This window comes from Halolamina sediminis (assembly GCF_001282785.1).
Taxonomy (GTDB): Archaea; Halobacteriota; Halobacteria; order Halobacteriales; family Haloferacaceae; genus Halolamina; species Halolamina sediminis.
Genome location: NZ_CVUA01000001.1, coordinates 380,345 through 401,820, shown reverse-complemented (window position 1 = coordinate 401,820; position 21,476 = coordinate 380,345). Strand labels below are relative to the sequence as shown.

The following is a 21,476-nucleotide window of genomic DNA, read 5'->3' as shown; positions in this document are numbered from 1 at the left end:
GACGGGACCAGCCCCCCCGTGACCTGAGACCGACCGCGTCGGGAACGGGGCGGGAGCGTGACGACCCCCGACGTGTAGCAGCCGTCACCTGTTCGCCGACGGGCAGCGGCGCTGCCGGACTACGCGAAGTCCTCGTAGCGTGGCTGCTCGCGATCGCCGGGGAACTCGTCGACGGGTGCGGTAGTCTGGTCGCCGCTTCCCATCTCCTTGACGGTGACCTCGTCGTTCGCGAGATCCTGCTCGCCGACGATCACGACCGTCTCGGCGTTGATCGAATCGGCGTACCCCATCTGGGCGCCGAAGCTTCGGTCGGAGACGTCGGTCTCGACGACGTTCCCGCCCGCCCGGAGCTCGCGGGCGATCCGGGCGGCCACCTCCCGGGTGTCGCCGACCGTGAGTACGTAGTAGTCCGTCGAGACCGCCTCCTCGGGGAACACGCCGGCCTCCTGCAGGAGCAGCGGCAGCGTCGAGTTCATCACGCCCGGCGCGACGCCCACGGCGGGGGTGGGCTGCCCGCCAAAGGACTCGATCAGGTCGTCGTAGCGACCGCCGCCGAAGATTGCCCGGGAGACGCGGTCCTCGGTGTCGAAGCACTCGAACACGACGCCGGTGTAGTAGTCGAGGCCGCGAGCCGTCCGGAGGGAGACCTCACAGTGCTCCCGGACGCCGAAGTCCTCGGCCGCCGACAGCACCGCCTGCAGGTTCTCGACGGCGTCGGTCAGGGTCTGTCGGTCCACCTCGGCCAGCAGCACGTCAAGATCGTCGTTGCCAGCCGCGAGCAGGTCGTCGAACGCCTCCGCGTCCTCGATCGAGAGGCCGGCGTCGGCCAGCAGGCCGAGATACTCCGCGCGATCGACCTTCTCGCTCTTGTCGACCGCCCGGATCGCTTCCCCCACGTCGACGTCCTCGTCGAACGAACGCAGGAGCTCGCCGAGGATGTCCCGGTGGGAGACGCGGAACTCGAACTCCGAGGCGGGTAGCCCCAGCTCCGAGAGCGTGTCGGCGGCGAAGGCGAGGATCTCGGCGTCGGCCTCCGGCGCCTCGGAGCCGAAGATGTCCACGTTGGTCTGGTAGAACTCCCGGAATCGCCCCTGCTGGACCTGCTCGTACCGCCAGAACGGCCGCGTGGAGAACCACTTGATCGGCTTCGAGAGCGCCTGCTGCTTGGCGACCACCATCCGCGCGACCGTCGGGGTGAGCTCGGGGGTGAGTGCCACCTCGCGGCCGCCTTTGTCGGTGAAGCTGTACAGCTCGTCGACGATCCCCTCGCCGGACTTGTCGACGTACATCCCCACGTCCTCGAGTGCGGGCGTGGCGATCTCCCGGAACCCGTAGCGCCGGGCCACCGTCTCGGTCGTGTCGATGACCTCACGGCGGGCCGCCATCTCGTCGGGGTAGAAATCCTTGAACCCCTTCAGCCGGTCGTACATGGCCGTGAGTTCCGGGCGCCGGCGCTTGAATCCTGTGTTAGGCCAGCCCGCGGACGATCGTCTGGTCGTGGTCGGGGAACACCGCCTCGACGGCGTCCTCGCCCTCCCGTTCCCGGATCAGCGCGCGGAGTTCGCCCTCGTAGTCGGCGCGGGCGATCTCCTCGCTCGGACCGGTCTCCACGTCGAGTTCCTGCTCGACCAGCCGGTCGACGGCGCCGCGGCCGAACCCCGCCAGCGGCGAGAGGTAGTCGATCCCGTGGCGGTCCTCCAGGCTCTGTGCGGTGGCACGGGAGACGGTGGGCACGCGATCGTCACGGCGGGTGCCGTCGGCGACGGCGACCACGTCGCGCTCCGCGACAACCTCCAGTGCGTGTTCGTGGACGCGCTGGATTCCGTTTCGGGGGTAGCCGTCCTCGATCATTCGGTCGACCGCCTCCTCAGCGACGTCACGATCGAGCTCGACCGTGTCGAACGGGAGCCCCAACGCGTCGGCGGCGGCGCGGGCGTTCTCGAACTCCTCGGTGACGCCGAAGTGGGCGGTGACGAGCGTCACGTCGTAGAACCGGTCGAGGATCAGCGCCGCCAGCGAGGAGTCCTTGCCGCCGCTGTAGAGCAGCGCCAGCTCCATCAGCGCCGACGGATGTCGAAGCTCTTCTCCTCGGGCTTTAGCTCGCGAAGGATCTGCTTCATCTTCTCCTCGTCGATCTGCCCCTGAACACGGCCGCTCTGTGCCAGCGCGGTCACCTGCCGTTTGACTTTCTCGGCGAACTCGGGTTTGCTCATCTCGACGGCGTTGAGCCGCTGGCGCGCGTCATCAGTGAGGTGCTGTTTCAGCAGTGCGTCCTGCTGGGCCTTGGCACGCTCCTGTTGTTCCTTGGCAGCCTGCCGCTGGGCGTCCTCGCCGCCGGCTTTGTCCTGCAGCTCTTCGAGTCGCTCCTGTCGAAGCTCTTCGAGTCGGTCCTCGTCGGGGTTGCCACTCATAGGTAGCTGTTACTGCTCTCGGCGCAAAACGGTTGCGGCGTCGTTAAGCGTACTTCTGGAGCTCCGGCCGGTCGAGGTCCTCGAGCGTCTCGCCCGCGATGGAGTCGAGCAGGCTCCGCCCCTCGTCGGTCACGCGTCGGCCCTCACCCTTCGCCGTCTCCACGAGGCCCTCGTCCTCGAGCTGCTGGAGTGCGGTCCGGATGATCTTGCGGGAGCCGCCGGTGTGGTGATTACCCGAGACGCGGTAACGTGTCGTGCCGGTCTTCGAGCCGCCGTACTCCGTCGCGAGTCGCTCGACGCCGACGGGGCCGCGGACTGCGACCTTCCGCAGGAGGCTAGCCGAGCGGACGTGCCAGAAGTCCTCCTGCTGGGGCGGGAGTTCGCGGTCGACACTCGTCTTGGTGAACTCCGCCCAGTCGGGTTCCTCGATACGGCCGTCGAGCTCCTCGGCGAGGGCCTCGATGAGGTCCTCCGCCGGAACGTCGTAGAGGGTTGCCATAGGGAGGATTTCTTCCCTGTTCCGGATAAACCCATCGTATCGGTGTCCCGCGAGGGTGTCAGGCGCTGGCGCGGGCGCCCGCGCCGACGGTCCCCATCACCACGCCGCCGATGGCGACCGGCACCCAGAACACCGCGCCGCGGTAGATCACGACCGCAGCGAGCGCAACCGACTCGGTGACGCCTGGCAGCGGTGCCGCCACGAGGAGCGCCACGAGGACGATTTCGATCCCGCCGGCGCCGCCGGGCAGCGGCGTCATCCCCGCGATTGCGCCGATCGGGACCACGAACATCACCGCCGCCAAGCTCACCGGCTCCCCGATCGCCTGAAACGCGAGCCACAGCCCCGACATCTGGAGCGCCCACCCCAGCGCGGAGAACAGCAGCGCGAGCACGAGCCCCCGGGGGTTCGTCGCGACGCGCTCGATCGCCTCGAAGAAGTGGCTCACGCGCGTCTCGATCGCTTCACGTCCGGGATCCGCGACGCGTGGGACGTACTCCCCGGCGAGCCGGCCGGCGCGCGCGCCGAGGTTCACCACCGCCGCCTCGACCCGTTCGTGGTTCCGCCAGCCGAGCACGAGGCCGACGACGACGACGACCGCGAGCCCGACCACGACGATCGACGCCGACTCCAGCCGCGCGTTGAACGTCGTCTGGGTCGCGAAGTACCCCATGCCCAGCAGCGCGAGGATGATCGATGGAACGAAGTTGAGCGTGTCGACGCTCGCGATCGCCGCGAGCCCGGTGCCGTAGTCGCTGTCGGTCACTTTCGAGATCAGCAGCGCGGTCACGGGCTCGCCGCCGGCCTGCCCGAACGGCGTGACGTTGTTGTTGAACATCGCCCCCGCGAACACGAGGAACGTCTTGATCGGCGAGACGTGCTGGCCGAGCACGCCCAACACCGTCCGGAGCGACAGCCCCCACGCGAACAGCCACGCGACCGTGACGGCGACGACCAGCCCGACCGTCGACGTGTCGGCGTCCCGGAGGTACCGCAGCAGGTCGCCGACACCGACGAAGTAGAGCAGCAGCCCGAGCACGCCGATCGCGGCCGCGAAGCCGAGCAGCGTGGCTTTGAGCTGGTCGGTATCCATGCCGGGTGGAACTCCCGGGACGCGTTTCAAGGCTCCGATGGCGGTCGATGGGGTTTATCCGGAGGCCACGCCCACGCCCGGACATGGACGAGCGAAGCGCGCTGGCGGCGCTGGCGGCGACGCTGCCCACCGCGGGCGACGACGCGGCCGTCGTCGACGACCTCGCGATCACGACCGACATGCTCCACGAGCGCTCGGACTTCCCGGCAGGGACGACCCGCGAGACGGCGGGCTGGCGCGCCGTCGGCGCCTCGCTCTCGGACCTGGCGGCGATGGGCGCCGACGCAACCTGTGCGGTCGCCGTCTACGCCGCGCCGACGTTCGAAGAGGCGGCGCTCTCGGCGTTCGTCCGGGGTGCAAGCGAGGTCTGCGAACTGGTCGACGCCGAGTACGTTGGCGGCGATCTCGACGAACACTCGGAGTTCACGACCGCGACGACCGCGGTGGGCCACGTCGACGAGCCGATCTATCGGCACGGCGCGACCCCCGGCGACGCGGTCTGTGTGACGGGCGAACTCGGCCGAACGGCGGCCGCCCTCCGCCGGTTCGCGGCCGACGACACCGAGTCGGGGAACGAGCTGTTCCGGTTCATCCCCCGAGTCGCCGCCGGCCGTGCGCTCCGCGGCCACGCCAGCGCGATGATGGACTCGAGCGACGGGCTGGCGCGGTCGCTCCACCAGCTCGCGGACGCGAGCGGTTGTGGCTTCGCGATCGAGTGGGACCGACTGCCGGTCCACCCGGCGGTCGAGGAGGTCGCCGAGAGCGAGTCCGACCGCCGGGAGTGTGCGGCCCACGTCGGCGAGGATTTCGAACTCGTGTTCACGACGCCTGACCCGGAAGCGGCTGTCGAGGCGATCGAATCGACCGGGACCGACGCGACGGTCGTCGGTGCGGTCGTCGAGGACGGCGTGACTGCGGACGGTGAACCGCTCCCTGATCGGGGCTACACGCACGGCGACGGCTGAATAGGGGCGATGTCGAGCGGCGGTCAGACGGTCGCGATCTCGATCGGCACCGGGAGGAAACAGAGCGCACCGAGCGCAAACGTCAGCGCCGCAACCGCGACGCGTTTCCACCCCAGCGGCGTCTCGTCGATCGGGTCGGCGGCGCCGCCGAAGGAGACGACCAGCGTGATGAACCCCCAGAGGAGCCAGAGCCCGACGGAGTTCTGCATCCCGAGGTCGCGGACGTACCAGAGGTAGCCCGCGAGGCCGAACAGCGCGCCGGGGACGAGCGCGGCGACGGTCTCCTGTCGGGGCCCGAGCACGGCACGGAGGATGTGGCCGCCGTCGAGTTGGCCGACGGGCAAGAGGTTCAGGACGGTGAAGAACATCCCGATCCAGCCACCCATCACGACCGGATGCACCGCCTGCGAGGGGTCGCTGTAGCCAGTCTCCTGCCCCAGCGCGGTCGCGATCAGGTCCAGCAGCGGGGGGTTATGGAAGACGATCGCCTCGCCGGTCCCCTGAAGCACGCGCTGGGGGACCGTCATCGGGTCGAGCGAGACGCCGATCGCGGTGACGACGACCGTCGCGACCAGCCCGGCCAACGGCCCCGCAGCGCCGATGTCGAGCAGCGCCTCGCGGTCGGGCACCCGGCTCCGCATCCGGATCACCGCACCCATCGTGCCGAACGGGACGTAGAACGGGATCACGTACGGGAGGCTCACGTCGACGCCGTGCCAGCGGCCGGCGAGGTAGTGACCCATCTCGTGGGTCAACAGCACCCCCAGCACCGCAGCGGTGAACGGCCACGCCTCCAGTATCCGGAGCGGGTTCGCAGCGATCGCCGAGAGCGGGATGTAGTACCAGACGGTCGCGCCCACGAACATGGTGGTGAACACCGTCGCTAGCAGCAGCGCGACGTTGAGCCGGGGGTTCGTCTCCGAGGCGACGGACGAGCCGATCGGGCGGGCGACCAGCACGTCGTTCCCCGCCTCGTCGGCCGAGAACTGGAGCTCGTAGCCCGCCTCCTCGAACGCCGGCACCAGCTCGTCGGCGAGCCGGGAGCGCGGGACAAGCGATTCGCCGTAGTAGCGGATTCGGTCGCCGTCACGCCGGACCGCCGTCAGGTGGAACCACGCGTCGAGCGCCTCCGGGTGGGGGACCTCGTCGGACCCGGACCTGTCTGCCATCGGTCGCGATTACCGACGCTCGCGCATAAGACTTGGTACGGCAGAAGGGGACCGAACGGAGGGAAACCGTCAGCGGGGACCGCCGGCGACGTGCGCTGCCCGGCGGTAATCTGTCGACGCGGTTCGTCAGGCCGTCTCGACGCGCCACGTGGTCGCGCTCGTGTACGACCACTTCTCGACTTCGAGCTCCGACGCGGCGTCGCTGAGCTTCACCATCAGCGCGCCGATCTCCTTGGGTGAGAGGTCGACCTCGTCGGCGATGAACTTCGACTTGAAGTACATCTCGCCGTCCTCGGCCTTCTCACGCAGGTACCGCGTGAGACGCTCCTCTTTGGAGAGCTCGTCAGTCTCGGCCACGCCGTCGGTGGAGGGGTTCCGGGTTGCGCTCATTTGTGTTCGCCTCACTCCATCCCATGACCTAAGGGGGCATATAAACTCCAGACTGTCCCCCGGAGTTCGAACCGTTTCAAGCGGGGCGAAGCGGGAAACAGAGCTAAAACGGATCGTTTACGAACCGCTTAAAGACTTTTAGACGTTTTACAAAGCGTTCTAAACCTGTGAAGCGCATACCGCTCCATATCCGTGACGCGTCACGCATCGGGAGTGCGATCGGCGCGGAGAGCGCGGCGGCCGGGCTCGACGCGGGTCACGCGCGGTCGTGCACCCAGAACTCCTCGTCCTCCGTCGTCTCCTTCTTGAACAGGGGAACCTCGTCTTTCAGCCGGTCGATCCCGTCCTCGACGGTCCGGAACGCCTCGCGGCGGTGGCCCGCGAGCACGACGACGAACACGATGTCCTCGCCGTCGACGACGACGCCGGTCCGGTGGTGGAACAGCACCTCGAACACGCCGTCGCGCTCCTCGAGCTCCGCGGCGATGTCGGCCATCCGCTGCTCGGCGACGCCCTCGTACTTCTCGAACTTGAGGTGGGTCGTGGGGCTGTCGTCCTCGGCGTCTTTCGCCCGCACGCGGCCGGTGAACGTCGCGATGGCGCCCGAGCGTTCGGCCAGCGGCGACTGTTTGGCCTCCTCGACCAGCGACTCCAGCGTGACGTACGGGTCGAGCGCGTCCAGCTCCGCCGCGAGCGCGTCGGGGTCGAAGTCACTCGCGTCCTCGACCCGCCGGAGGACGTCGCCCGGCACCTCCTCGTCGCCGATCACGACCGTCGGGAGGCGGAGCTTCGAGAACCCCGAGATCACCGCGTACTCGTAGTCGGGGGCGATGTCGTCGAGCAGGTCCCCGAAGGAGCGGTCGTCGCCCGCAGCGGTCCAGCCGCCGTCGTCGGCGAGTTCGAATCGCCCGTCGACGACAGTCGCGTCGTCGATACCGTTCGTTTCGGTCCGACCGACCGTCGCGACGCGACCGTGCAGCCGTGCCGCGACGTCGTCGCGCACGTCGGCGGCGCCGGGGCCGACGATGGAGAGAGTTTGCACACCTCTATCGGGGTGCGCAACTGGCTTAGACCTTTTCTCGCCGGGCGGCGACCACCGCCCTTAAGACCGCCACCGCCGGACCTTCACCTAATGCGAGTCGTCGTCTCTATCGGGGGTAGCGTACTGGCGCCCGGTCTCGACCCCGAGCGCGTCGAAGGGTTCGCCGACGCCCTGGGCACGCTCTCGGCGGAAGGCTGTGAGCTGGGTGCGGTCGTCGGCGGCGGCACCGTCGCCCGGCAGTACATCGACGCCGCCCGGGAGCTGGCGGCCAACGAGTTCCAACTCGACGAGCTCGGGATCGGCGTCACCCGGCTCAACGCCCGGCTGCTGATCGCGGCGATGGGCCACGGCGTCCAGCGGACGCCCGCCACGAGCTACGACGAGGCCGGCGAGGCGATCCGCGGCGGGGACACCGTCGTCATGGGCGGGATCACGCCCGGGCAGACGACCGACGCCGTCGCGGCCGCACTCGCCGAGTACATCGACGCCGAACTGCTGGTGTTCGCGACCAGCGCCGACGGCGTCTACAGCGCCGACCCCGAGACCGACGACGACGCCGAGCAGTACGGCCAGCTCACCCCCAGCGAACTGGTCGAGGTGATCGCGCCGATGGACCGCGGCGCGGGCGCCTCCGCCCCGGTCGATCTGCTCGCCGCCAAGCTCATCGAACGCTCCTCGCTGCGCACGATCGTCCTCGACGGCACCGACCCCGAAGCCGTCGTCGACGCCGTGCTACGCGGCGAGCACAGCGGCACCGACATCGTCCCCACGGGCGAGAGCGACGAGCCGACGTACTGGACCCAGCATGAGTAGCGAACGGACGCCCGACCCGGACGCCGACGCCACCGGTCCCTCCTCGGGCCCGACTGCGGGCAGCGACGCCGGCGAGGGCGGCGGCGAGACACAGTTCCACGCGTTCTGGGCCGACGCCGTCGCCGACGACGTGGAGGCCCGCGACCCCGACGACCCGATCGTGATCAAAGGCGGCGTCTCCCCCTCGGGGATCCCCCATCTCGGCCACTTCAACGAGATCGTCCGGGGGTACTTCGTCGCCGAGGTGCTCCGCGAGCGCGGCCACGAGGTCCGGCAGGTGTTCACCTCCGACGACCGCGACCCGCTCCGGAAGCTCCCGAGACGGCTCGCCGACGCGGACTGGAACGTGGTCGAACTGGGCGACGTGGACGCGGGCGCGCTCGGGAAGAACCTCGGCAAGCCCTACACCGCGATCCCCGACCCGTTCGGCGACTGCCACGACTCCTACGGCGAGCACTTCGCGGACCTGCTCGCGGGCGCCGCCGAGCTGGTCGACGTGCCCGTCGAGGTGCTCTCGAACACCGAGCTGTACCAGACCGGGGAGTTCGAGCCCGAGATCCGGACGATCCTCGAGAACGTCGACACCGCCCGAGAGGTGCTCGCCGACTATCAGGACTCCGTCGACGCCGACTACTCGCCGTTCCGCGTCGTCTGCGAGGAGTGTGGCATCGTCACCACCGACGTGACCGTCGCGGATCTAGAGGAGGGAACTGTCGAGTACGAGTGTACGGGCATCACCGCCGGCGACCGCGACATCGAAGGCTGTGGCCACGCCGGCGAGGCCACGCTGCGAGACGGGAAGCTCTCGTGGCGCTTCGAGTGGCCCGCACAGTGGAGCCTCCTCGGCGTGGATTTCGAGCCGTTCGGCAAGGACCACGCCGAGGGCTCGTGGCCCTCCGGCGAGGAGATCGCCCGGGCGGTGCTCGACATCCAGCCACCGGTGCCGATGACCTACGAGTGGTTCACGCTCAACGGCGAGCCGCTCTCCTCCTCCTCGGGCAACGTCGTCACGGTCCCCGAGGTGCTCGATCTGCTCGAACCCGAAGTGCTCCGGTACTTCTTCGCACTCGACCCGAACAAGGCCCGGGACTTTGACATCTCCCGGCTGGATCAGTTGGTCGACGACTTCGACCGCTTCGAGCGCGCCTACTTCGGCGAGGTCGACGACGAGGAGCTGTCGCGGTTCGCGGATCGTGCGTACCCGTTCGTGGTCGCCGGGCGACGCCCGGCTGCAAGCGGGACGGAGTCCCGCTCTGTTGAGGCGGTCCGCGAGGAGCGCATCCGCCTCCCCTACACGTTCGCCGCAGTACTGGGCATGGTCGAGGACCACGACCTGCGCGTCCAAATGGCCCGCAACGAGGGGCACATCCCCGAAAACGCCCCGGACTGGGCGATCGACGACGCGCTCGCCCGCGTCGAGAAGGCCCGCGCGTGGGCCGAGCGCTGTGACAACGCCTACAACTACCGGCTCCAGACCGACCTGCCCGACGTGGAGCTGACCGACGACGAGCAGGCGGCGCTCGACGACCTCGCGGCGTTCGTCGCCGCGGGCCACGACGGCGACGCGATCCAGGGCGAGATCTACGAGCTCGCGGAGGAACACGGGCTGGAGACGGCTGACCTGTTCGCCGCCGGCTACCGGCTGTTCTTCGACAAGGAGCAGGGGCCGCGGCTGGGCGAGTTCCTCGGCGAACTCGATCAGTCGTTCGTGGTCGAGCGGCTCCGCCGGGAAGGGTAGCCTCCCGCTCCCGTCGCGGCGTCCTGCGGCGGCGTAACGTCGGACCCGAACGCCTTTGGCCGGCCGGGCCGGATCCACACGCAGATGATCGACGGGCTGTTACAGGCTGTTCCCACCCTCGGCCCACTGACGTGGATACTCGTCGGGGTGGCCGCCTACTCGCTGGCGGCCTTCTGGCTCGACAAACAGGGGTACGTCCCCGACTCGATCAGCGTCTCCGGGCCGATCACGACCATCCACACCAAGCGCGGTCGGGCGTTCCTCAACTGGCTCGCCGGCCCCAAGCGGTTCTGGCGGGCGTGGACCAACGTCGGCCTCGGCGCGACGCTGGTGGTGATGATCGGGATGTTCGTCCTGCTACTCCGACAGGGGCGGATGATTCTCGAGAACCCGCCCGCGCCGTCGCCCATCAACGAGCCCGCGAACGTGCTGGTGATTCCCGGCGTCAACGAGTTCCTCCCGCTGTCGGTCGCGCCGGAGATCGTCATCGGCCTGCTGGTCGGGCTGGTCGTCCACGAGGGGGGCCACGGGCTACTCTGTCGCGTCGGCGACATCGACATCGATTCGATGGGGCTGGTAACGCTCGCAGTGATCCCGATCGGCGCGTTCGTCGAGCCCGAGGAGGCGAGCCAGCGGGCGGCCGACCGCGGCGCCCGCGCCCGGATGTTCGCCGCCGGCGTCACGAACAACTACCTCGTCACCATCGTCGCGTTCGCGCTGCTGCTCGGGCCGATCGTGGGGTCGATCGCCGTCGCTCCCGGCGCCGCGATCGGCGGCGCCCAGCCCGGCTCGGCGGCCGACGCGGCCGGGATCGATGGCGGCGACCGGATCGTGATGGCCGGCGACCGCGAGATCGCCAACGACAGCGAGCTCGACGCCTACCTCGCGGGCAGCAGCGAGACCGAGGTGACGGTCACGCTCGGCGACGGCACCGAGACGACCGTCGAACGCTCGCTGCTCGTCACCAGAGTTGCCGGCGGCTCGCCGTTCGACCGCGAGGGGGCGGCCGGGCTCGACGTGAACGACACGATCACCGCAGTCAACGGCACCGAGGTCCGTACCGAACGCGGGTTCCGCGAGGCGGTCGGCAACCGGACGAGCGTCGCGATCGCGACCGCGGACGGGAACACGACGACCGGCCCGATGGGTGTGCTCGTCCGGGCGACGTCGCCGGACCTCCCCGGCGTCGGCGGCGAGCCCGGGGACCACCCGCTCAACGACTCCGCGGGGCTCCCGTCCCGGGCACCGTTCACCCTGCTCAGCATCGACGGGCAAGTCACCCACACGGCCGCGGACGTGACGGCGGCGCTCGACGGCCGCGATCCAGGTGACGAGGTCGACGTCGTCGCGGTCGTCGACGGCGAGCGGCGGAGCGCGACGGTGACGCTCGTGGAGGACTACCGCGAGAACGAGTCGGGCGGCTATCTGGGGATCGCGCCGCTGTCCGACGGCGAGTACAGCGGCGTCGGGACGAGCAGCCTCGGCGTCGACTACTACCCCGCGTCGGGGTTCCTCTCGCTGCTGAACGGTAACGGCGGCGTCGGCGTCGTCGGCGGCGGCTCGGTGCTCGGGCTCGTGCTCGTCGTTCTGCTGCTGCCGTTCATCGGCGCGGTCGGGGGCGGAAGCTACAACTTCGCGGGCTTTGTCGCGGCCAACCGCAGCTTCTACGAGATCACCGGGCCGCTCGAACCGCTCGGGGGCGGGGTGTTCCTGCTGGCGAACCTGCTGTTCTGGACCGGCTGGATCAACCTCAACCTCGCCTTCTTCAACTGCATCCCGGGCTACCCGCTCGACGGCGGGCGAATCCTCCGGGCCTGCGTCGAGGCGGTGGTCGCACGGCTGCCCGTCGAAGACAAACACACGATGACGCGGGCGATCACGACGAGCGTCGGGCTCGCGATGCTGGCGTCGCTGCTGCTGATCCTATTCGGGCCGGAACTGCTCAACTGAGGCTCAGTTGGGGTCCTCTTCGACACCCATCCGGTCGTAGAACTCCTCGGGCGTGTCCTCGATGCGCTCGAAGTCGTCGAAGTAGTACTCGTGGTGGCGGACGACCTGCTCGCAGATCCACCGCGAGAACGTCTCGTCGAAGCGCCAGTGCTCGGCGGGCTGTTCGACGTCGAACCGCTCGTCGGTGGCGAAGCTCACGTAGACGTGGTAGAAGCCGAGGATCACGTCGGCGAACTCCCGGGCCTTCGCGCCGGTCTCGACGCGCTTCTCGGCGAGTTCCTGTTCGCCCTCGGGCGTGAGCTCGAAGTACTTCCGGTCGGGCTCGTCCTCGCGTTCGATCCGCTCGGCCCAACCGTTGTCCTCGAACTTATAGAGGATGGGGTAGACCGAGCCGTAGGAGGGTTCCCAGTGACCGCCGCTGATGTCGCCGATCTCCTTGAGAATCTCGTAACCGTACCGGGGTTTCTCCTCGAGGAGTTCGAGCACGATGTACGAGATAAGGCCTTTCGGGGGGCCGCTCTTCCGCATCGTTCCCCGTACGGAGGGGGTTCTCTGAAAGGGTTTCGGTCCGGGAATCGGCGCTTCAGGGACTGATTCCGGCAGTGACAGGGATATCCGTTCGTTCCGCCGTTCGTGGGCGGGCTGACACGCAACGCCCAAGCCCCCGCGGACCCGACTACGAGCCATGACCGAGCCACCGCAGACCGAGGAGGGTTGGTTCGTCCTCCACGACTTCCGCAACGTCGACTGGGACGCCTGGCGCGACGCTCCCGACCGCGAGCGCGAGCGTGCGATCGCCGAGGGCGTCGAGTACCTGGAGGATCACGAGGCCGTCGTCGACGCCGAGGAGGGCACGTCGGCGGTGTTCAGCGTCGTCGGCGACAAGGCCGACCTCATGGTGCTGCACCTGCGGCCGACGCTGGATCACCTCTCGACGGCCGAGCGGCAGTTCGAACACACCGCCCTCGGGGCGTACACCGAGCAGACAACCGCCTACGTCTCCGTGACGGAGGTGTCGGGGTACGTCTCCGACGCCTACTTCGCCGAGGACGAGGAGGAGGTCGACGAGGGGCTCAAGCGGTATATCGAGGGGAAGATCAAGCCCGAGCTGCCCGACGACGAGTACGTCTGCTTCTACCCGATGGACAAGCGCCGCGGGGAGGAGGTCAACTGGTACGACCTGCCGTTCGACGAGCGCGCGGACCTGATGGCCGGCCACGGCGAGACCGCCCGGAAGTGGGGCGGGAAGGTCGACCAGATCATCTCCTCCTCGCTCGGGCTGGACGACTGGGAGTGGGGGGTGACGCTGTTCGCCGCCGACGCCGTCGACATCAAGGACATCGTCTACGAACTTCGGTTCGACGACGCGACCTCGAAGTACGGCGAGTTCGGCTCCTTTTTCGTCGGCCGGCGGTTCCCGCCCGCGGATCTGGGCGCGTACCTGCGCGGCGAGACGGTGCCGACGGGCGACGAGCACCAGCACGGTGAGGCAGGGCACCATCACGGCGACGGCGAACACCACGGCGATGGTGATCACCACGACGACGGTCAGCACGACCACGGTGACGAGGGAGATGCCGACGAGGGCGACATCCGCGGCCAGCTCGAAGATCTCGACATCTACGCGGGCCAGCCCCACGGCGAGGACGTGTACGCGACGGTGCTGTACAGCGAGGCCGACGCCGAAGAGGTCAGCGAGGAGGTCGACGGTCTCCGGGGCAACTTCGAGCACTACGACACCCACGTCAAGACGGCGGTGTACGAGGGCACCTACACCGACCGCGTCGCGGTCGTGAGCATCTGGGACACCGGAAGCGCCGCCGAGACCGCGGCAGGGTTCCTCTCTGACCTGCCGGGCGTGGTCGAACGCGCCGGCGAGGAGTCCGGCTTCGGCACGATGGGGATGTTCTACACCGTCGAGCCCGACTACCAGGAGGAGTTCGTCGAGAAGTTCGACACCGTCGGTGGGATGCTCGAAGAGATGGACGGCCACTTCGAGACGGACCTGATGGTCAACCGCGAGGACGAGAACGACATGTTCATCGCGAGCCAGTGGCGCTCGCAGGACGACGCGATGGAGTTCTTCCGCTCGGACGCCTTCCGCGACACGGTGCAGTGGGGCCGCGACGTGCTGGCGGATCGCCCGCGGCACGTGTTCCTGGCCTGAACCGGTCGCTGGAGAGTCGTTCGGTTTCGGTTTTTCGCAGTGAGACGCGCGCTCGTCGGCGGCGAAGCGGTCGGTACGCCCACCGACCGGCCAGCGTCACTCCTCGGCTAACGTCTCGAACGCCCGTCGAATCACCGTCCGCGCGGCCTGCCCCTCGGTCGTCCAGTGCTGGGCCATATCGAGCATGTCGTCGTAGATGTCCGGCTTACAGCCCGCGGCTTTCGGGTGGCCGCCCCCGTTGACCTGCCCGGCGACCTCGTGGCAGCGCTCGAACCCCTCCGACCCCCGGATGCTCGCGCTGCCGGAGGGTTTGACGATCACCGCGGCGTCACAGCCCTGCTCCCGCAGCGTCTCGGCGACCTCGTTCTGCGAGCAGCGACCGTACGTGAAGCCGACCGTCCAGTCGCCGATCTGTCGCTCGTTCGCTCGCGAGACCGCGGCCTCGATACGGCGCTCCTTCTCCACGCGGCGGTGTTCCACGTAGTCGAGTACTGTCTCCGGCAGCGCAGCACCGTACTCGCCGACGACCGTCGCGTACTCCTCCGGGCCGCTCCAGTAGGCGTAGTCCGCGAGGTCGTCGCTGCGCTCGTCCTCCTTGAGCCAGAGGTCGTGGTCCCGGGTGACTTCGGCGAGTTCGGCGTAGCGCTCGTCGAACGCGTAGTCGAGCGAGCGCAGCGTCACGTCGGTCGTGCACTCCTCCTCGCTGTCGCCGATCACGAGATCGACGCCGGCGTCGCGGACGCTCGCCTCCAGCTCTTCGTCCCACTGATGGTGGTCGAACCACCGCACCTCGCCGCAGCGGTCGACCAGCGTCTCGAGGTCGTCGGCGATGTACTCGTAGCTGTCCGGGCAGATGTCACAGACGAACAGATCCGTCCCTTCTTCGATGTACTCCGCGACCAGTTCGAGGGACTCTTCGATGTCGCCCGGGCCGGACGCGACCAGCGCGACCGTCGAGCGCTCGTGGGGCTCCGGCTCGTCCTCGCCCTTCTCGTCGTCCACGTCGTCCGGCTCCTCGTCGGCCATCTCCTCGGCCAGCGCCTCCTCGAAGGGGGCCACGTCGAGCGCAGCGTCGCGGGCTTCCCGGATCAGCGCGACACAGCCCAGCCCGTCGGCGTCGGAGTCGGTGATCACGACCGTCTCGGCGCCGTCGACGGCCTCGGCGATCCGCTCCTCGGTTCGGTCCTCCGCCAGCGAGTCCGGGTAAAAAAAGCCCTTCCCGGGCAGCAGCGAGCGTCGGTGCAGCGAGAGCTCGCTCGTCTCGATGAGTTCGTCGTCCATACCCGAGGGTCGGCGAGCCGGGGTATAAGCGCCGTGGAACGGCGGAACCGACGCTACGCAGCCGGGGGGTTCGTCTCGCCGTCGGCTCCGCCTTCCAGTTGCCGGACGGTCAGAACGGGGACGGGGCAGCGCCGCACGACGCTCTCGGCGACGCCGCCGATCAGGTAGCGGTTCTCGCCGTGGCGCCCCCGGGTGCCGGTCGCGACAATGTCGGCGTCGACCTCGCGGGCGTAGTCGGAGATGGTCGCGGCCGGGCGGCCCTCCCGGACCGCGGTGGTCACGCTGCTCTCGGCGCGGGTCGCGACCTCGGCGACGGCGTTCTCGCCGTCGTCCTCCAGTCCGGCGCGGAGCTGCTCGCGGACGTTCGCCGGCGAGGACTCGATCTGCCCCTCGTCGACGACGAACAGCGCGTACACGTCGGCGTCGAACCGCTCGGCGAAGTCGAGCGCCACGTCGACCGCCCGCTGGACGCTCTCGGAGCCGTCGGTGGCGATGACCAAGGTGTCGAACATACGCGTTCGGTTCGTGCGGGGAGGGATAACTCCGACGGGCCTGATTCGTGTTCTGACGATACCGTTTTCCCGGCGTTGATCTCCCTGTCAGCCACTGGTTCACTACTGTTTTTCGAGGGAACGGTTGGACCAGCAACACCATGAAAGCCCCTGCCCGCTGGACTCGGGGGCCTCGCTGCGCTCCTCACTACGTTGCGGTGCTTGACTTCGGCCGCCGTCGTCCAGCGGGCAGCCCCTTTCAGCCCCGCCCGCCAGCACAGCCCACGGACCTCCCCAGCCGACTCGCTCCCTGCGGTCGCTCGTCCCTCGCGCGCTCGTTCGTGCACGGAGGCACTCACGTCGCGCGCCGACCGCCGTAGCGGTGCGGTGGCGGTGGACGCCTCGCGGCCGGCAGCCGTCGCCGGCCGCGGGGGGAGGGGTGGGGACTCGGTGCAGCGCCGGACCTCGTGTCCGGCGCACTGCGGTCGCAAGGTGCCAACGACCGAGCTGCTGTTGCTGTCGCGGGTGCTGTTCCAGTTGCCAACGAGCGAGCTACTGTTGCTGTTCCAGTTGCCAACGGTCGGGACGCTGTCCCCGTCGCTGCCGCCGTCTCAGAAGCTACTTCCCGCCGCCACCCACCACTCCACCCATGCGCACCGACATCGGCAACGCCCTCGGCAGCGAGCCCGAACTCACCCGTGACGCCCTCGACGAACTGGACGCCGACGTGGCCGCGGCCCACGAACGCATCGCCGACGGGATGACCGACCGGAAGTTCGGCTACCGATCGCTGAACCTCCCCGAGACCGCCGATCCCGACCGGATCAGGAACGCCGTCACCCCGTTCGCCGACAGCGAGGCCGTCCTCACGGTCGGCATCGGCGGCAGCGCGCTCGGCGCGGCGACGCTCTCGAACGCGCTCGAGAGCGACGTGGACGCCTACTACCTCGACAACGTCGACCCCGAGCACACCACCCAACTGCTGGGCTCGCTCGACCTCGCCCGAACCGCCGTCAACGTCGTCTCGAACTCCGGCACCACCGCGGAGACGCTGTCGAACTTCCTCGTCGTCCGCGACGCGATGGAGCGGGCGGGCGTCGACTGGACCGAGCGGACGTTCGTGACCACGGGTCCCGAGGGGAACCTCCGGAACCTCGCCGAGAAGCACGACCTGCCCGCACTCGACGTGCCGGAGGGCGTCCCCGGGCGCTTCTCGGTGCTCTCGACGGTCGGACTCGCTGCCGCGGCGATCCAGGGTCACGATCTCGAGGCGATCCTCGCCGGCGCCGCCGACGAGCGCGAGCGCCTCGCTGGCTCGCTGTACGACTCGCCCGCCTACGCCTACGGCGCGACCACGTACGCGCTCGCGGAACGCGGGGCGCTGACGAACGCGTTCATGCCGTACGCCGAGTCGCTGGAGACGTTCGCGGAGTGGTTCGCGCAGTTGTGGGCCGAGAGCCTCGGGAAGGACGGCCGGGGACAGACGCCCGCCCGCGCGCTCGGCGCGACCGACCAGCACTCACAGCTCCAACTGTACCGCGCCGGCCCGCGGGACAAACTCGTCACGCTCGTCCGTCCCACCGAGCGCGCGGACCGCGGGATCCCCGAGACCGACCTGGAGGGGCTCTCCTACCTCGGCGGCCAGTCGCTCGGAACGCTGCTCGACGCCGAGTTCGAGGCCACCGAGGCGAGCCTGACGGCTGCGGACTGCCCCAACGTCCGGCTCGAGATCGATCGCATCGACGAGCGCGGGCTGGGCGAACTGCTGTTCGGGATGGAGGCCGCCTGCATCTGCTACGGCGAGCTCGCCGAGCTCTCGACGTTCACCCAGCCCGCCGTGGAGTGGGGGAAGAAGGCTGCTCGCGGTCTGCTCGGCGGCGGCGAGTTCGCGGAGGCCGGCGCCGTGCGCGGGAAAGATCGGTTGGTCGTCGAGTAGCGCGGTCGCCGCCCGCCGCGTCGGCCGGCGTCGACGCCCGACCGTCACCGCTTTGCCCGGGCGGGCGCTTGCTCCGGGCGATGAGCCAGTCGTCGGCCGAGGGGTCTCGGCTACTTCGGATCGGGCAGGCGATCACGCTGTTCGTCGCGGGGGTGCTCGGCCTCGGCCTCGGCAGCTCGCTGTGGATCGGCGCCGCGTCGACGCTGGGGGTCGCCGAGGGGACGACGGCGTACCAGATCGTCGGCACCGCCGTCCGGTATCTCGGCTTCGTCGCCCCGGTCGCGCTGTTCGTCGTCGCCGAGGGGGACCGGACGCTGCTCTCCGGGGGCGTGCCGGATCGCCGGGAGGCCGCGATCGCGGTCGGCGCTATCGTCGCGCTCTACGTCGGCCAGTACGTCCTGCTCTCGGCGTTCTCACAGATCGGCGTGGCGCCCTCACAGAACCCCGCGCTGGACCCGGAGACCCACGCGCCGGCGTACTTCCTCTGGATGGTGCCGGTCTCGCTGCTGGTCGTCGGGCCGGCCGAGGAGTTACTGGTCCGTGGCGGCTTGCAGGGCGTGCTCCGGCGGAGTTGGGGGCCGTGGCCGTCGATCGTCGGCGCGAGCGCGCTGTTCGGCTCGCTGCACTACATCGGCGGCGGCAGCGGCGCGCTGGCGTACGTCGCGTTCTCGTTCCTGCTGGGGATCCTGCTCGGCTCCCTCTACGAGCGGACCGGGAACCTACTGGTGCCAGCTATCGCTCACGGCGGCTACAACGCGGTGCTGTACGCGATCCAGTACTGGCAGGTAGCGTAGCTCAGTCAGTGAGAATCAGGCCGGGTTCTTCCGGCTGAGGTCGCTCCCGCAGATCGGACAGCGCTCGCGGTCGTCGTCGAACTCGCGACCGCAGCCGGCACACTGGAACGTCCACTCGCGTTCCTCCTCGATCCCGTCGCGGGCGATCACCTGGACGTCGACGTCGAGCTTCTCGGCGACGTTCTGCATCGCGTAGTCGTCGGTGACCAGCGTGGCGCTGAGCTCGAACGCGGTCGCGAGCAGGCGCGTGTCGGTCTCGGAGAGCTCGTCGGCGTCGCCGGTCTCGCCGGCGGCCCGACGCACGCGGTCGACGGTCTCGTCGGCCGGGAGGTGGAGCTCCATCCCCGCACCCTCCATCGCGTCGAAGCGGTACTCGTTGCCGCCCTCCAACTCCTCTTTCACGAGGGGGATCGAGACCTGCTCGTCGTCGGTGTGGTACTCGTGGATGAACGCGGACGTGTCGAGGACCTCCATCCTTAGCGTTGGACGACGATGTAGTCCTTCACGGCCTGCACCCGGGAGACCGGCACCCGGAACCGACCGCCCTCGTCGCGCTCGAAGTTGACTTTCCCGCGTGGGGTGTCCTCGTTGGGCGAGACCAGCAGGTCGTGGAGCTCCCCCGTCTTGAGGTCCATCGTGATGTTGTACAGCATACCCAGCTCGGTGCCGTCCGAGCCCATGACTGCTTTCCCCGAGAGGTTCTCGGCGAGTATGTCGGCCATGCGCGGCAAAACAGCCCGTAGCGCAATAAACGCCACGGGGCCGGCCCGCCCCATCGCCGACCGCACTCACTGGGTCCGCCGCCCGCGAAGAGTCGAAACAGGTAACTGGCGCCCGCGACTCTCCACAGCCAAGAGACGTTCTCTCGGTGATTTTCGATGCCCGACGCCAACTCTGACACTGACGCGGACGCTGCTACTGACCCCGGATCGCTCCGGACGCCCATCGTCGCCGTGCTCGGCCACGTCGACCACGGGAAGACGAGCCTGCTCGACAAGGTGCGGGGCTCGGCCGTCAGCGAGGGCGAGGCCGGCGCTATCACCCAACACATCGGCGCCACCGCCGTCCCGCTCGATACGGTGTCGTCGATGGCCGGCGACCTCGTGATGGCCGACGACTTCGACCTGCCCGGGCTGCTGTTCATCGACACCCCCGGCCACCACTCGTTCTCGACGCTGCGGGCCCGCGGCGGCGCGCTCGCGGACATCGCGGTCCTCGTCGTCGACGTGAACGACGGCTTCCAGCCCCAGACGGAGGAGGCGCTGGACATCCTCCAGCGCACCGGCACCCCATTCGTCGTCGCGGCGAACAAGATCGACACGACGCCGGGCTGGAACCCACAGGCCGACGCGCCCGTTCAGGAGACCTACGAGAGTCAGACCGACCGCGCTCGCCAGCGGCTCGACGAGAACCTCTACGAGATCATCGGCGAACTCTCCGACGCCGGCTTCTCGGCGGACCTCTACTGGCGCGTCCAGAACTTCCAAGGAAACATCGGTGTCGTCCCCGTCTCCGCGATGACCGGCGAGGGGATCCCCGACCTGCTCGCGGTGCTGATGGGGCTCTCCCAGCGCTACATGAAGACGGAGATGGAGATCGACCTCCAGGGCCCGGGGAAGGGGACTGTGCTCGAAGTCAAAGACGAGAAGGGGTTCGGCGCCACGCTGGACGTAGTGCTGTACGACGGGACGATCCAAGAGGGCGACCGCATCGTCGTCGGCGGTGTCGAGAGCCCGATCGTCACGGAGGTCCGTGCGCTGCTACGCCCGAAGGCGCTCTCGGAGATCCGCACGGAGGCGGAGTTCGAGCGCCTCGACTCGGTGCAGGCGGCCTCCGGTGTGAAGGTCGCGGCGCCCGACCTCGACGACGCGATGGCCGGCGCGCCGGTCCGGGTGGTCCGCGGCCGACCGCTGGAGGACGTGATCGCCGAAGTCGAGGCGGAGCTCTCCGAGATCGAGGTCGACACGCAGGACGAGGGCGTCGTGGTGAAGGCGGACACGCTCGGCAGTCTGGAGGCGATGGCCAACGCGCTGCGGGAGGCGGAGATCCCGATCCTCCGTGCGGAGGTCGGCGACGTGGCGCCGCGTGACGTGGCAGTCGCGAGCACCGCCAACGAGGCCGAGAACCGCGTGATCCTCGGCTTCAACGTCGACGTGCTGCCCGACGCCGAGCGCGAACTCGATCAGCAGGGCGTGAAGCTGTTCAACCACGACGTGATCTATCAGCTCGTCGAGGACTACGAGCAGTTCGTCGAGGAGCGCCAGCGCGAGCAGCAGGAGACGGTGCTCGACAAGATCCACCGCCCCGCGCGGTTCCGGATTCTGGAGGACCACACGTTCCGCCAGAACGACCCCGCGGTCGTCGGCGTCGAGATCCTCTCGGGGACGATCGAGAACAACCGCCGCGTGGCGAAGTTCGACGACGGCGAGTCGACCCGGGTGGGCGAGCTCTCCGGGATGCAGGAGCAGGGCGAGGACGTGGACGAAGCCCGCGCGGGCAGCCGCGTCAGCGTCGCGATCGACGGGCCGACAGTGGGTCGGGACATCGAGGAGGGCGACGAGCTCTGGATCGACCTGCCCGAGAAGCACGCGAAGATCTTGGAGCAGGAGCTCAAAGAGGAGATTCCGGCCGACGAGCGCGAGGCGCTGAACGCGTATCTGGAGAAGATGCGGAAGCGCGATCCGTTCTGGGGGAAGTGACACACCGGTTCTGCCGAACTCTTGGGCCGGACTCGCTC

At 69.1% G+C, this 21,476-nt stretch carries 21 protein-coding genes; 8 read left to right on the top strand and 13 right to left on the bottom strand.

What is annotated here, in order from left to right:
- Positions 1-119: 119 nt before the first annotated feature.
- From hisS to BN1959_RS02045, 5 genes are read right to left on the bottom strand one after another with little or no spacing between them, the layout of a single operon-like run.
- On the bottom strand, positions 120-1,430 hold the full coding sequence (gene hisS, locus BN1959_RS02065) for a histidine--tRNA ligase (RefSeq protein WP_053947065.1): 1,311 nt from the start codon (positions 1,428-1,430) through the stop codon (positions 120-122).
- Positions 1,431-1,467: 37 nt separating this feature from the next.
- Positions 1,468-2,058 (bottom strand): DUF7411 family protein, encoded by a 591-nt coding sequence (locus tag BN1959_RS02060; RefSeq protein ID WP_053947064.1) that lies wholly within the window; start codon positions 2,056-2,058, stop codon positions 1,468-1,470.
- Positions 2,058-2,411: a DNA-binding protein gene (locus BN1959_RS02055; protein ID WP_053947063.1), complete on the bottom strand. Its 354-nt coding sequence runs from the start codon at positions 2,409-2,411 to the stop codon at positions 2,058-2,060. The genes BN1959_RS02060 and BN1959_RS02055 overlap by 1 nt, the downstream gene beginning before the upstream one ends.
- A 43-nt stretch (positions 2,412-2,454) precedes the next feature.
- Positions 2,455-2,910 (bottom strand): 30S ribosomal protein S19e, encoded by a 456-nt coding sequence (locus BN1959_RS02050; protein WP_053947062.1) that lies wholly within the window; start codon positions 2,908-2,910, stop codon positions 2,455-2,457.
- Positions 2,911-2,968: 58 nt separating this feature from the next.
- Positions 2,969-4,003, bottom strand: coding sequence for a lysylphosphatidylglycerol synthase transmembrane domain-containing protein (locus BN1959_RS02045; RefSeq protein WP_053947061.1), 1,035 nt, complete (start codon positions 4,001-4,003; stop codon positions 2,969-2,971).
- A gap of 83 nt (positions 4,004-4,086) precedes the next feature.
- Here BN1959_RS02045 and thiL point away from each other — a divergent pair, with 83 nt between their 5' ends.
- The gene (gene thiL, locus BN1959_RS02040) at positions 4,087-4,968 is read left to right on the top strand and encodes a thiamine-phosphate kinase (RefSeq protein WP_053947060.1); all 882 of its coding nucleotides are present in this window, start codon (positions 4,087-4,089) and stop codon (positions 4,966-4,968) included.
- A gap of 23 nt (positions 4,969-4,991) precedes the next feature.
- Here thiL and BN1959_RS02035 read toward each other — a convergent pair whose 3' ends face one another.
- The 3 genes from BN1959_RS02035 to BN1959_RS02025 all read right to left on the bottom strand — a co-directional run bounded on the left by BN1959_RS02035 (position 4,992) and on the right by BN1959_RS02025 (position 7,569).
- On the bottom strand, positions 4,992-6,137 hold the full coding sequence (locus BN1959_RS02035; RefSeq protein WP_053947059.1) for a site-2 protease family protein: 1,146 nt from the start codon (positions 6,135-6,137) through the stop codon (positions 4,992-4,994).
- A gap of 126 nt (positions 6,138-6,263) precedes the next feature.
- Positions 6,264-6,527: a DUF7123 family protein gene (locus tag BN1959_RS02030; RefSeq protein ID WP_053947058.1), complete on the bottom strand. Its 264-nt coding sequence runs from the start codon at positions 6,525-6,527 to the stop codon at positions 6,264-6,266.
- A gap of 256 nt (positions 6,528-6,783) precedes the next feature.
- Positions 6,784-7,569, bottom strand: coding sequence for a molybdopterin synthase (locus BN1959_RS02025; RefSeq protein WP_053947057.1), 786 nt, complete (start codon positions 7,567-7,569; stop codon positions 6,784-6,786).
- Between the two features lie 90 nt (positions 7,570-7,659).
- Here BN1959_RS02025 and pyrH point away from each other — a divergent pair, with 90 nt between their 5' ends.
- From pyrH to BN1959_RS02010, 3 genes are all read left to right on the top strand, one after another.
- Positions 7,660-8,382 (top strand): UMP kinase, encoded by a 723-nt coding sequence (gene pyrH / locus BN1959_RS02020; RefSeq protein ID WP_053947056.1) that lies wholly within the window; start codon positions 7,660-7,662, stop codon positions 8,380-8,382.
- Entirely contained in the window at positions 8,375-10,120 is a 1,746-nt protein-coding gene (lysS, locus tag BN1959_RS02015; RefSeq protein ID WP_053947055.1) for a lysine--tRNA ligase, read from the top strand. The genes pyrH and lysS overlap by 8 nt, the downstream gene beginning before the upstream one ends.
- A gap of 84 nt (positions 10,121-10,204) precedes the next feature.
- Complete coding sequence (locus BN1959_RS02010; RefSeq protein WP_053947054.1) at positions 10,205-12,070, top strand: site-2 protease family protein; 1,866 nt, start codon at positions 10,205-10,207, stop codon at positions 12,068-12,070.
- A gap of 3 nt (positions 12,071-12,073) precedes the next feature.
- Here the strand turns inward: BN1959_RS02010 and BN1959_RS02005 are convergent, their stop codons facing one another.
- Positions 12,074-12,598 carry a PadR family transcriptional regulator gene (locus BN1959_RS02005; RefSeq protein ID WP_053947053.1) on the bottom strand — a complete coding sequence of 175 codons (525 nt, stop codon included), beginning with the start codon at positions 12,596-12,598 and terminating at the stop codon, positions 12,074-12,076.
- Between the two features lie 157 nt (positions 12,599-12,755).
- Between BN1959_RS02005 and BN1959_RS02000 the strand changes: the two genes are divergently transcribed.
- Positions 12,756-14,237: a heme-binding protein gene (locus tag BN1959_RS02000; protein ID WP_053947052.1), complete on the top strand. Its 1,482-nt coding sequence runs from the start codon at positions 12,756-12,758 to the stop codon at positions 14,235-14,237.
- 96 nt (positions 14,238-14,333) lie between these two features.
- Here the strand turns inward: BN1959_RS02000 and BN1959_RS01995 are convergent, their stop codons facing one another.
- Both BN1959_RS01995 and BN1959_RS01990 read right to left on the bottom strand, forming a co-directional pair.
- Entirely contained in the window at positions 14,334-15,518 is a 1,185-nt protein-coding gene (locus tag BN1959_RS01995) for a DHH family phosphoesterase (RefSeq protein ID WP_053947051.1), read from the bottom strand.
- Positions 15,519-15,571: 53 nt separating this feature from the next.
- Positions 15,572-16,030 carry a universal stress protein gene (locus BN1959_RS01990; RefSeq protein WP_053947050.1) on the bottom strand — a complete coding sequence of 153 codons (459 nt, stop codon included), beginning with the start codon at positions 16,028-16,030 and terminating at the stop codon, positions 15,572-15,574.
- Between the two features lie 628 nt (positions 16,031-16,658).
- On the opposite strand from BN1959_RS01990, the gene BN1959_RS01985 reads away from it, so the two are divergent.
- Both BN1959_RS01985 and BN1959_RS01980 read left to right on the top strand, forming a co-directional pair.
- Positions 16,659-17,945 (top strand): hypothetical protein, encoded by a 1,287-nt coding sequence (locus BN1959_RS01985; RefSeq protein WP_053947049.1) that lies wholly within the window; start codon positions 16,659-16,661, stop codon positions 17,943-17,945.
- An 80-nt stretch (positions 17,946-18,025) separates the two neighbouring features.
- Positions 18,026-18,739 carry a CPBP family intramembrane glutamic endopeptidase gene (locus BN1959_RS01980; protein WP_053947048.1) on the top strand — a complete coding sequence of 238 codons (714 nt, stop codon included), beginning with the start codon at positions 18,026-18,028 and terminating at the stop codon, positions 18,737-18,739.
- A 15-nt stretch (positions 18,740-18,754) separates the two neighbouring features.
- Here BN1959_RS01980 and BN1959_RS01975 read toward each other — a convergent pair whose 3' ends face one another.
- Both BN1959_RS01975 and BN1959_RS01970 read right to left on the bottom strand, forming a co-directional pair.
- Positions 18,755-19,213, bottom strand: a complete 459-nt coding sequence (locus BN1959_RS01975; RefSeq protein ID WP_053947047.1) for an NOB1 family endonuclease — start codon at positions 19,211-19,213, stop codon at positions 18,755-18,757.
- 2 nt (positions 19,214-19,215) lie between these two features.
- Positions 19,216-19,461, bottom strand: coding sequence for a PRC-barrel domain-containing protein (locus BN1959_RS01970; RefSeq protein WP_053947046.1), 246 nt, complete (start codon positions 19,459-19,461; stop codon positions 19,216-19,218).
- 156 nt (positions 19,462-19,617) lie between these two features.
- Here BN1959_RS01970 and infB point away from each other — a divergent pair, with 156 nt between their 5' ends.
- Complete coding sequence (gene infB, locus BN1959_RS01965) at positions 19,618-21,438, top strand: translation initiation factor IF-2 (RefSeq protein WP_053947045.1); 1,821 nt, start codon at positions 19,618-19,620, stop codon at positions 21,436-21,438.
- The last annotated feature ends 38 nt before the right edge of the window (positions 21,439-21,476 follow it).

Bases quoted from the DNA above. Each gene is read 5' to 3' on its own strand.
- hisS (WP_053947065.1), bottom strand. From the start codon at position 1,430: ATGTACGACCGGCTGAAGGGGTTCAAGGATTTCTACCCCGACGAGATG.
- BN1959_RS02060 (WP_053947064.1), bottom strand. From the start codon at position 2,058: ATGGAGCTGGCGCTGCTCTACAGCGGCGGCAAGGACTCCTCGCTGGCG.
- BN1959_RS02055 (WP_053947063.1), bottom strand. From the start codon at position 2,411: ATGAGTGGCAACCCCGACGAGGACCGACTCGAAGAGCTTCGACAGGAG.
- BN1959_RS02050 (WP_053947062.1), bottom strand. From the start codon at position 2,910: ATGGCAACCCTCTACGACGTTCCGGCGGAGGACCTCATCGAGGCCCTC.
- BN1959_RS02045 (WP_053947061.1), bottom strand. From the start codon at position 4,003: ATGGATACCGACCAGCTCAAAGCCACGCTGCTCGGCTTCGCGGCCGCG.
- thiL (WP_053947060.1), top strand. From the start codon at position 4,087: ATGGACGAGCGAAGCGCGCTGGCGGCGCTGGCGGCGACGCTGCCCACC.
- BN1959_RS02035 (WP_053947059.1), bottom strand. From the start codon at position 6,137: ATGGCAGACAGGTCCGGGTCCGACGAGGTCCCCCACCCGGAGGCGCTC.
- BN1959_RS02030 (WP_053947058.1), bottom strand. From the start codon at position 6,527: ATGAGCGCAACCCGGAACCCCTCCACCGACGGCGTGGCCGAGACTGAC.
- pyrH (WP_053947056.1), top strand. From the start codon at position 7,660: ATGCGAGTCGTCGTCTCTATCGGGGGTAGCGTACTGGCGCCCGGTCTC.
- lysS (WP_053947055.1), top strand. From the start codon at position 8,375: ATGAGTAGCGAACGGACGCCCGACCCGGACGCCGACGCCACCGGTCCC.
- BN1959_RS02010 (WP_053947054.1), top strand. From the start codon at position 10,205: ATGATCGACGGGCTGTTACAGGCTGTTCCCACCCTCGGCCCACTGACG.
- BN1959_RS02005 (WP_053947053.1), bottom strand. From the start codon at position 12,598: ATGCGGAAGAGCGGCCCCCCGAAAGGCCTTATCTCGTACATCGTGCTC.
- BN1959_RS02000 (WP_053947052.1), top strand. From the start codon at position 12,756: ATGACCGAGCCACCGCAGACCGAGGAGGGTTGGTTCGTCCTCCACGAC.
- BN1959_RS01995 (WP_053947051.1), bottom strand. From the start codon at position 15,518: ATGGACGACGAACTCATCGAGACGAGCGAGCTCTCGCTGCACCGACGC.
- BN1959_RS01990 (WP_053947050.1), bottom strand. From the start codon at position 16,030: ATGTTCGACACCTTGGTCATCGCCACCGACGGCTCCGAGAGCGTCCAG.
- BN1959_RS01985 (WP_053947049.1), top strand. From the start codon at position 16,659: ATGCGCACCGACATCGGCAACGCCCTCGGCAGCGAGCCCGAACTCACC.
- BN1959_RS01980 (WP_053947048.1), top strand. From the start codon at position 18,026: ATGAGCCAGTCGTCGGCCGAGGGGTCTCGGCTACTTCGGATCGGGCAG.
- BN1959_RS01975 (WP_053947047.1), bottom strand. From the start codon at position 19,213: ATGGAGGTCCTCGACACGTCCGCGTTCATCCACGAGTACCACACCGAC.
- BN1959_RS01970 (WP_053947046.1), bottom strand. From the start codon at position 19,461: ATGGCCGACATACTCGCCGAGAACCTCTCGGGGAAAGCAGTCATGGGC.
- infB (WP_053947045.1), top strand. From the start codon at position 19,618: ATGCCCGACGCCAACTCTGACACTGACGCGGACGCTGCTACTGACCCC.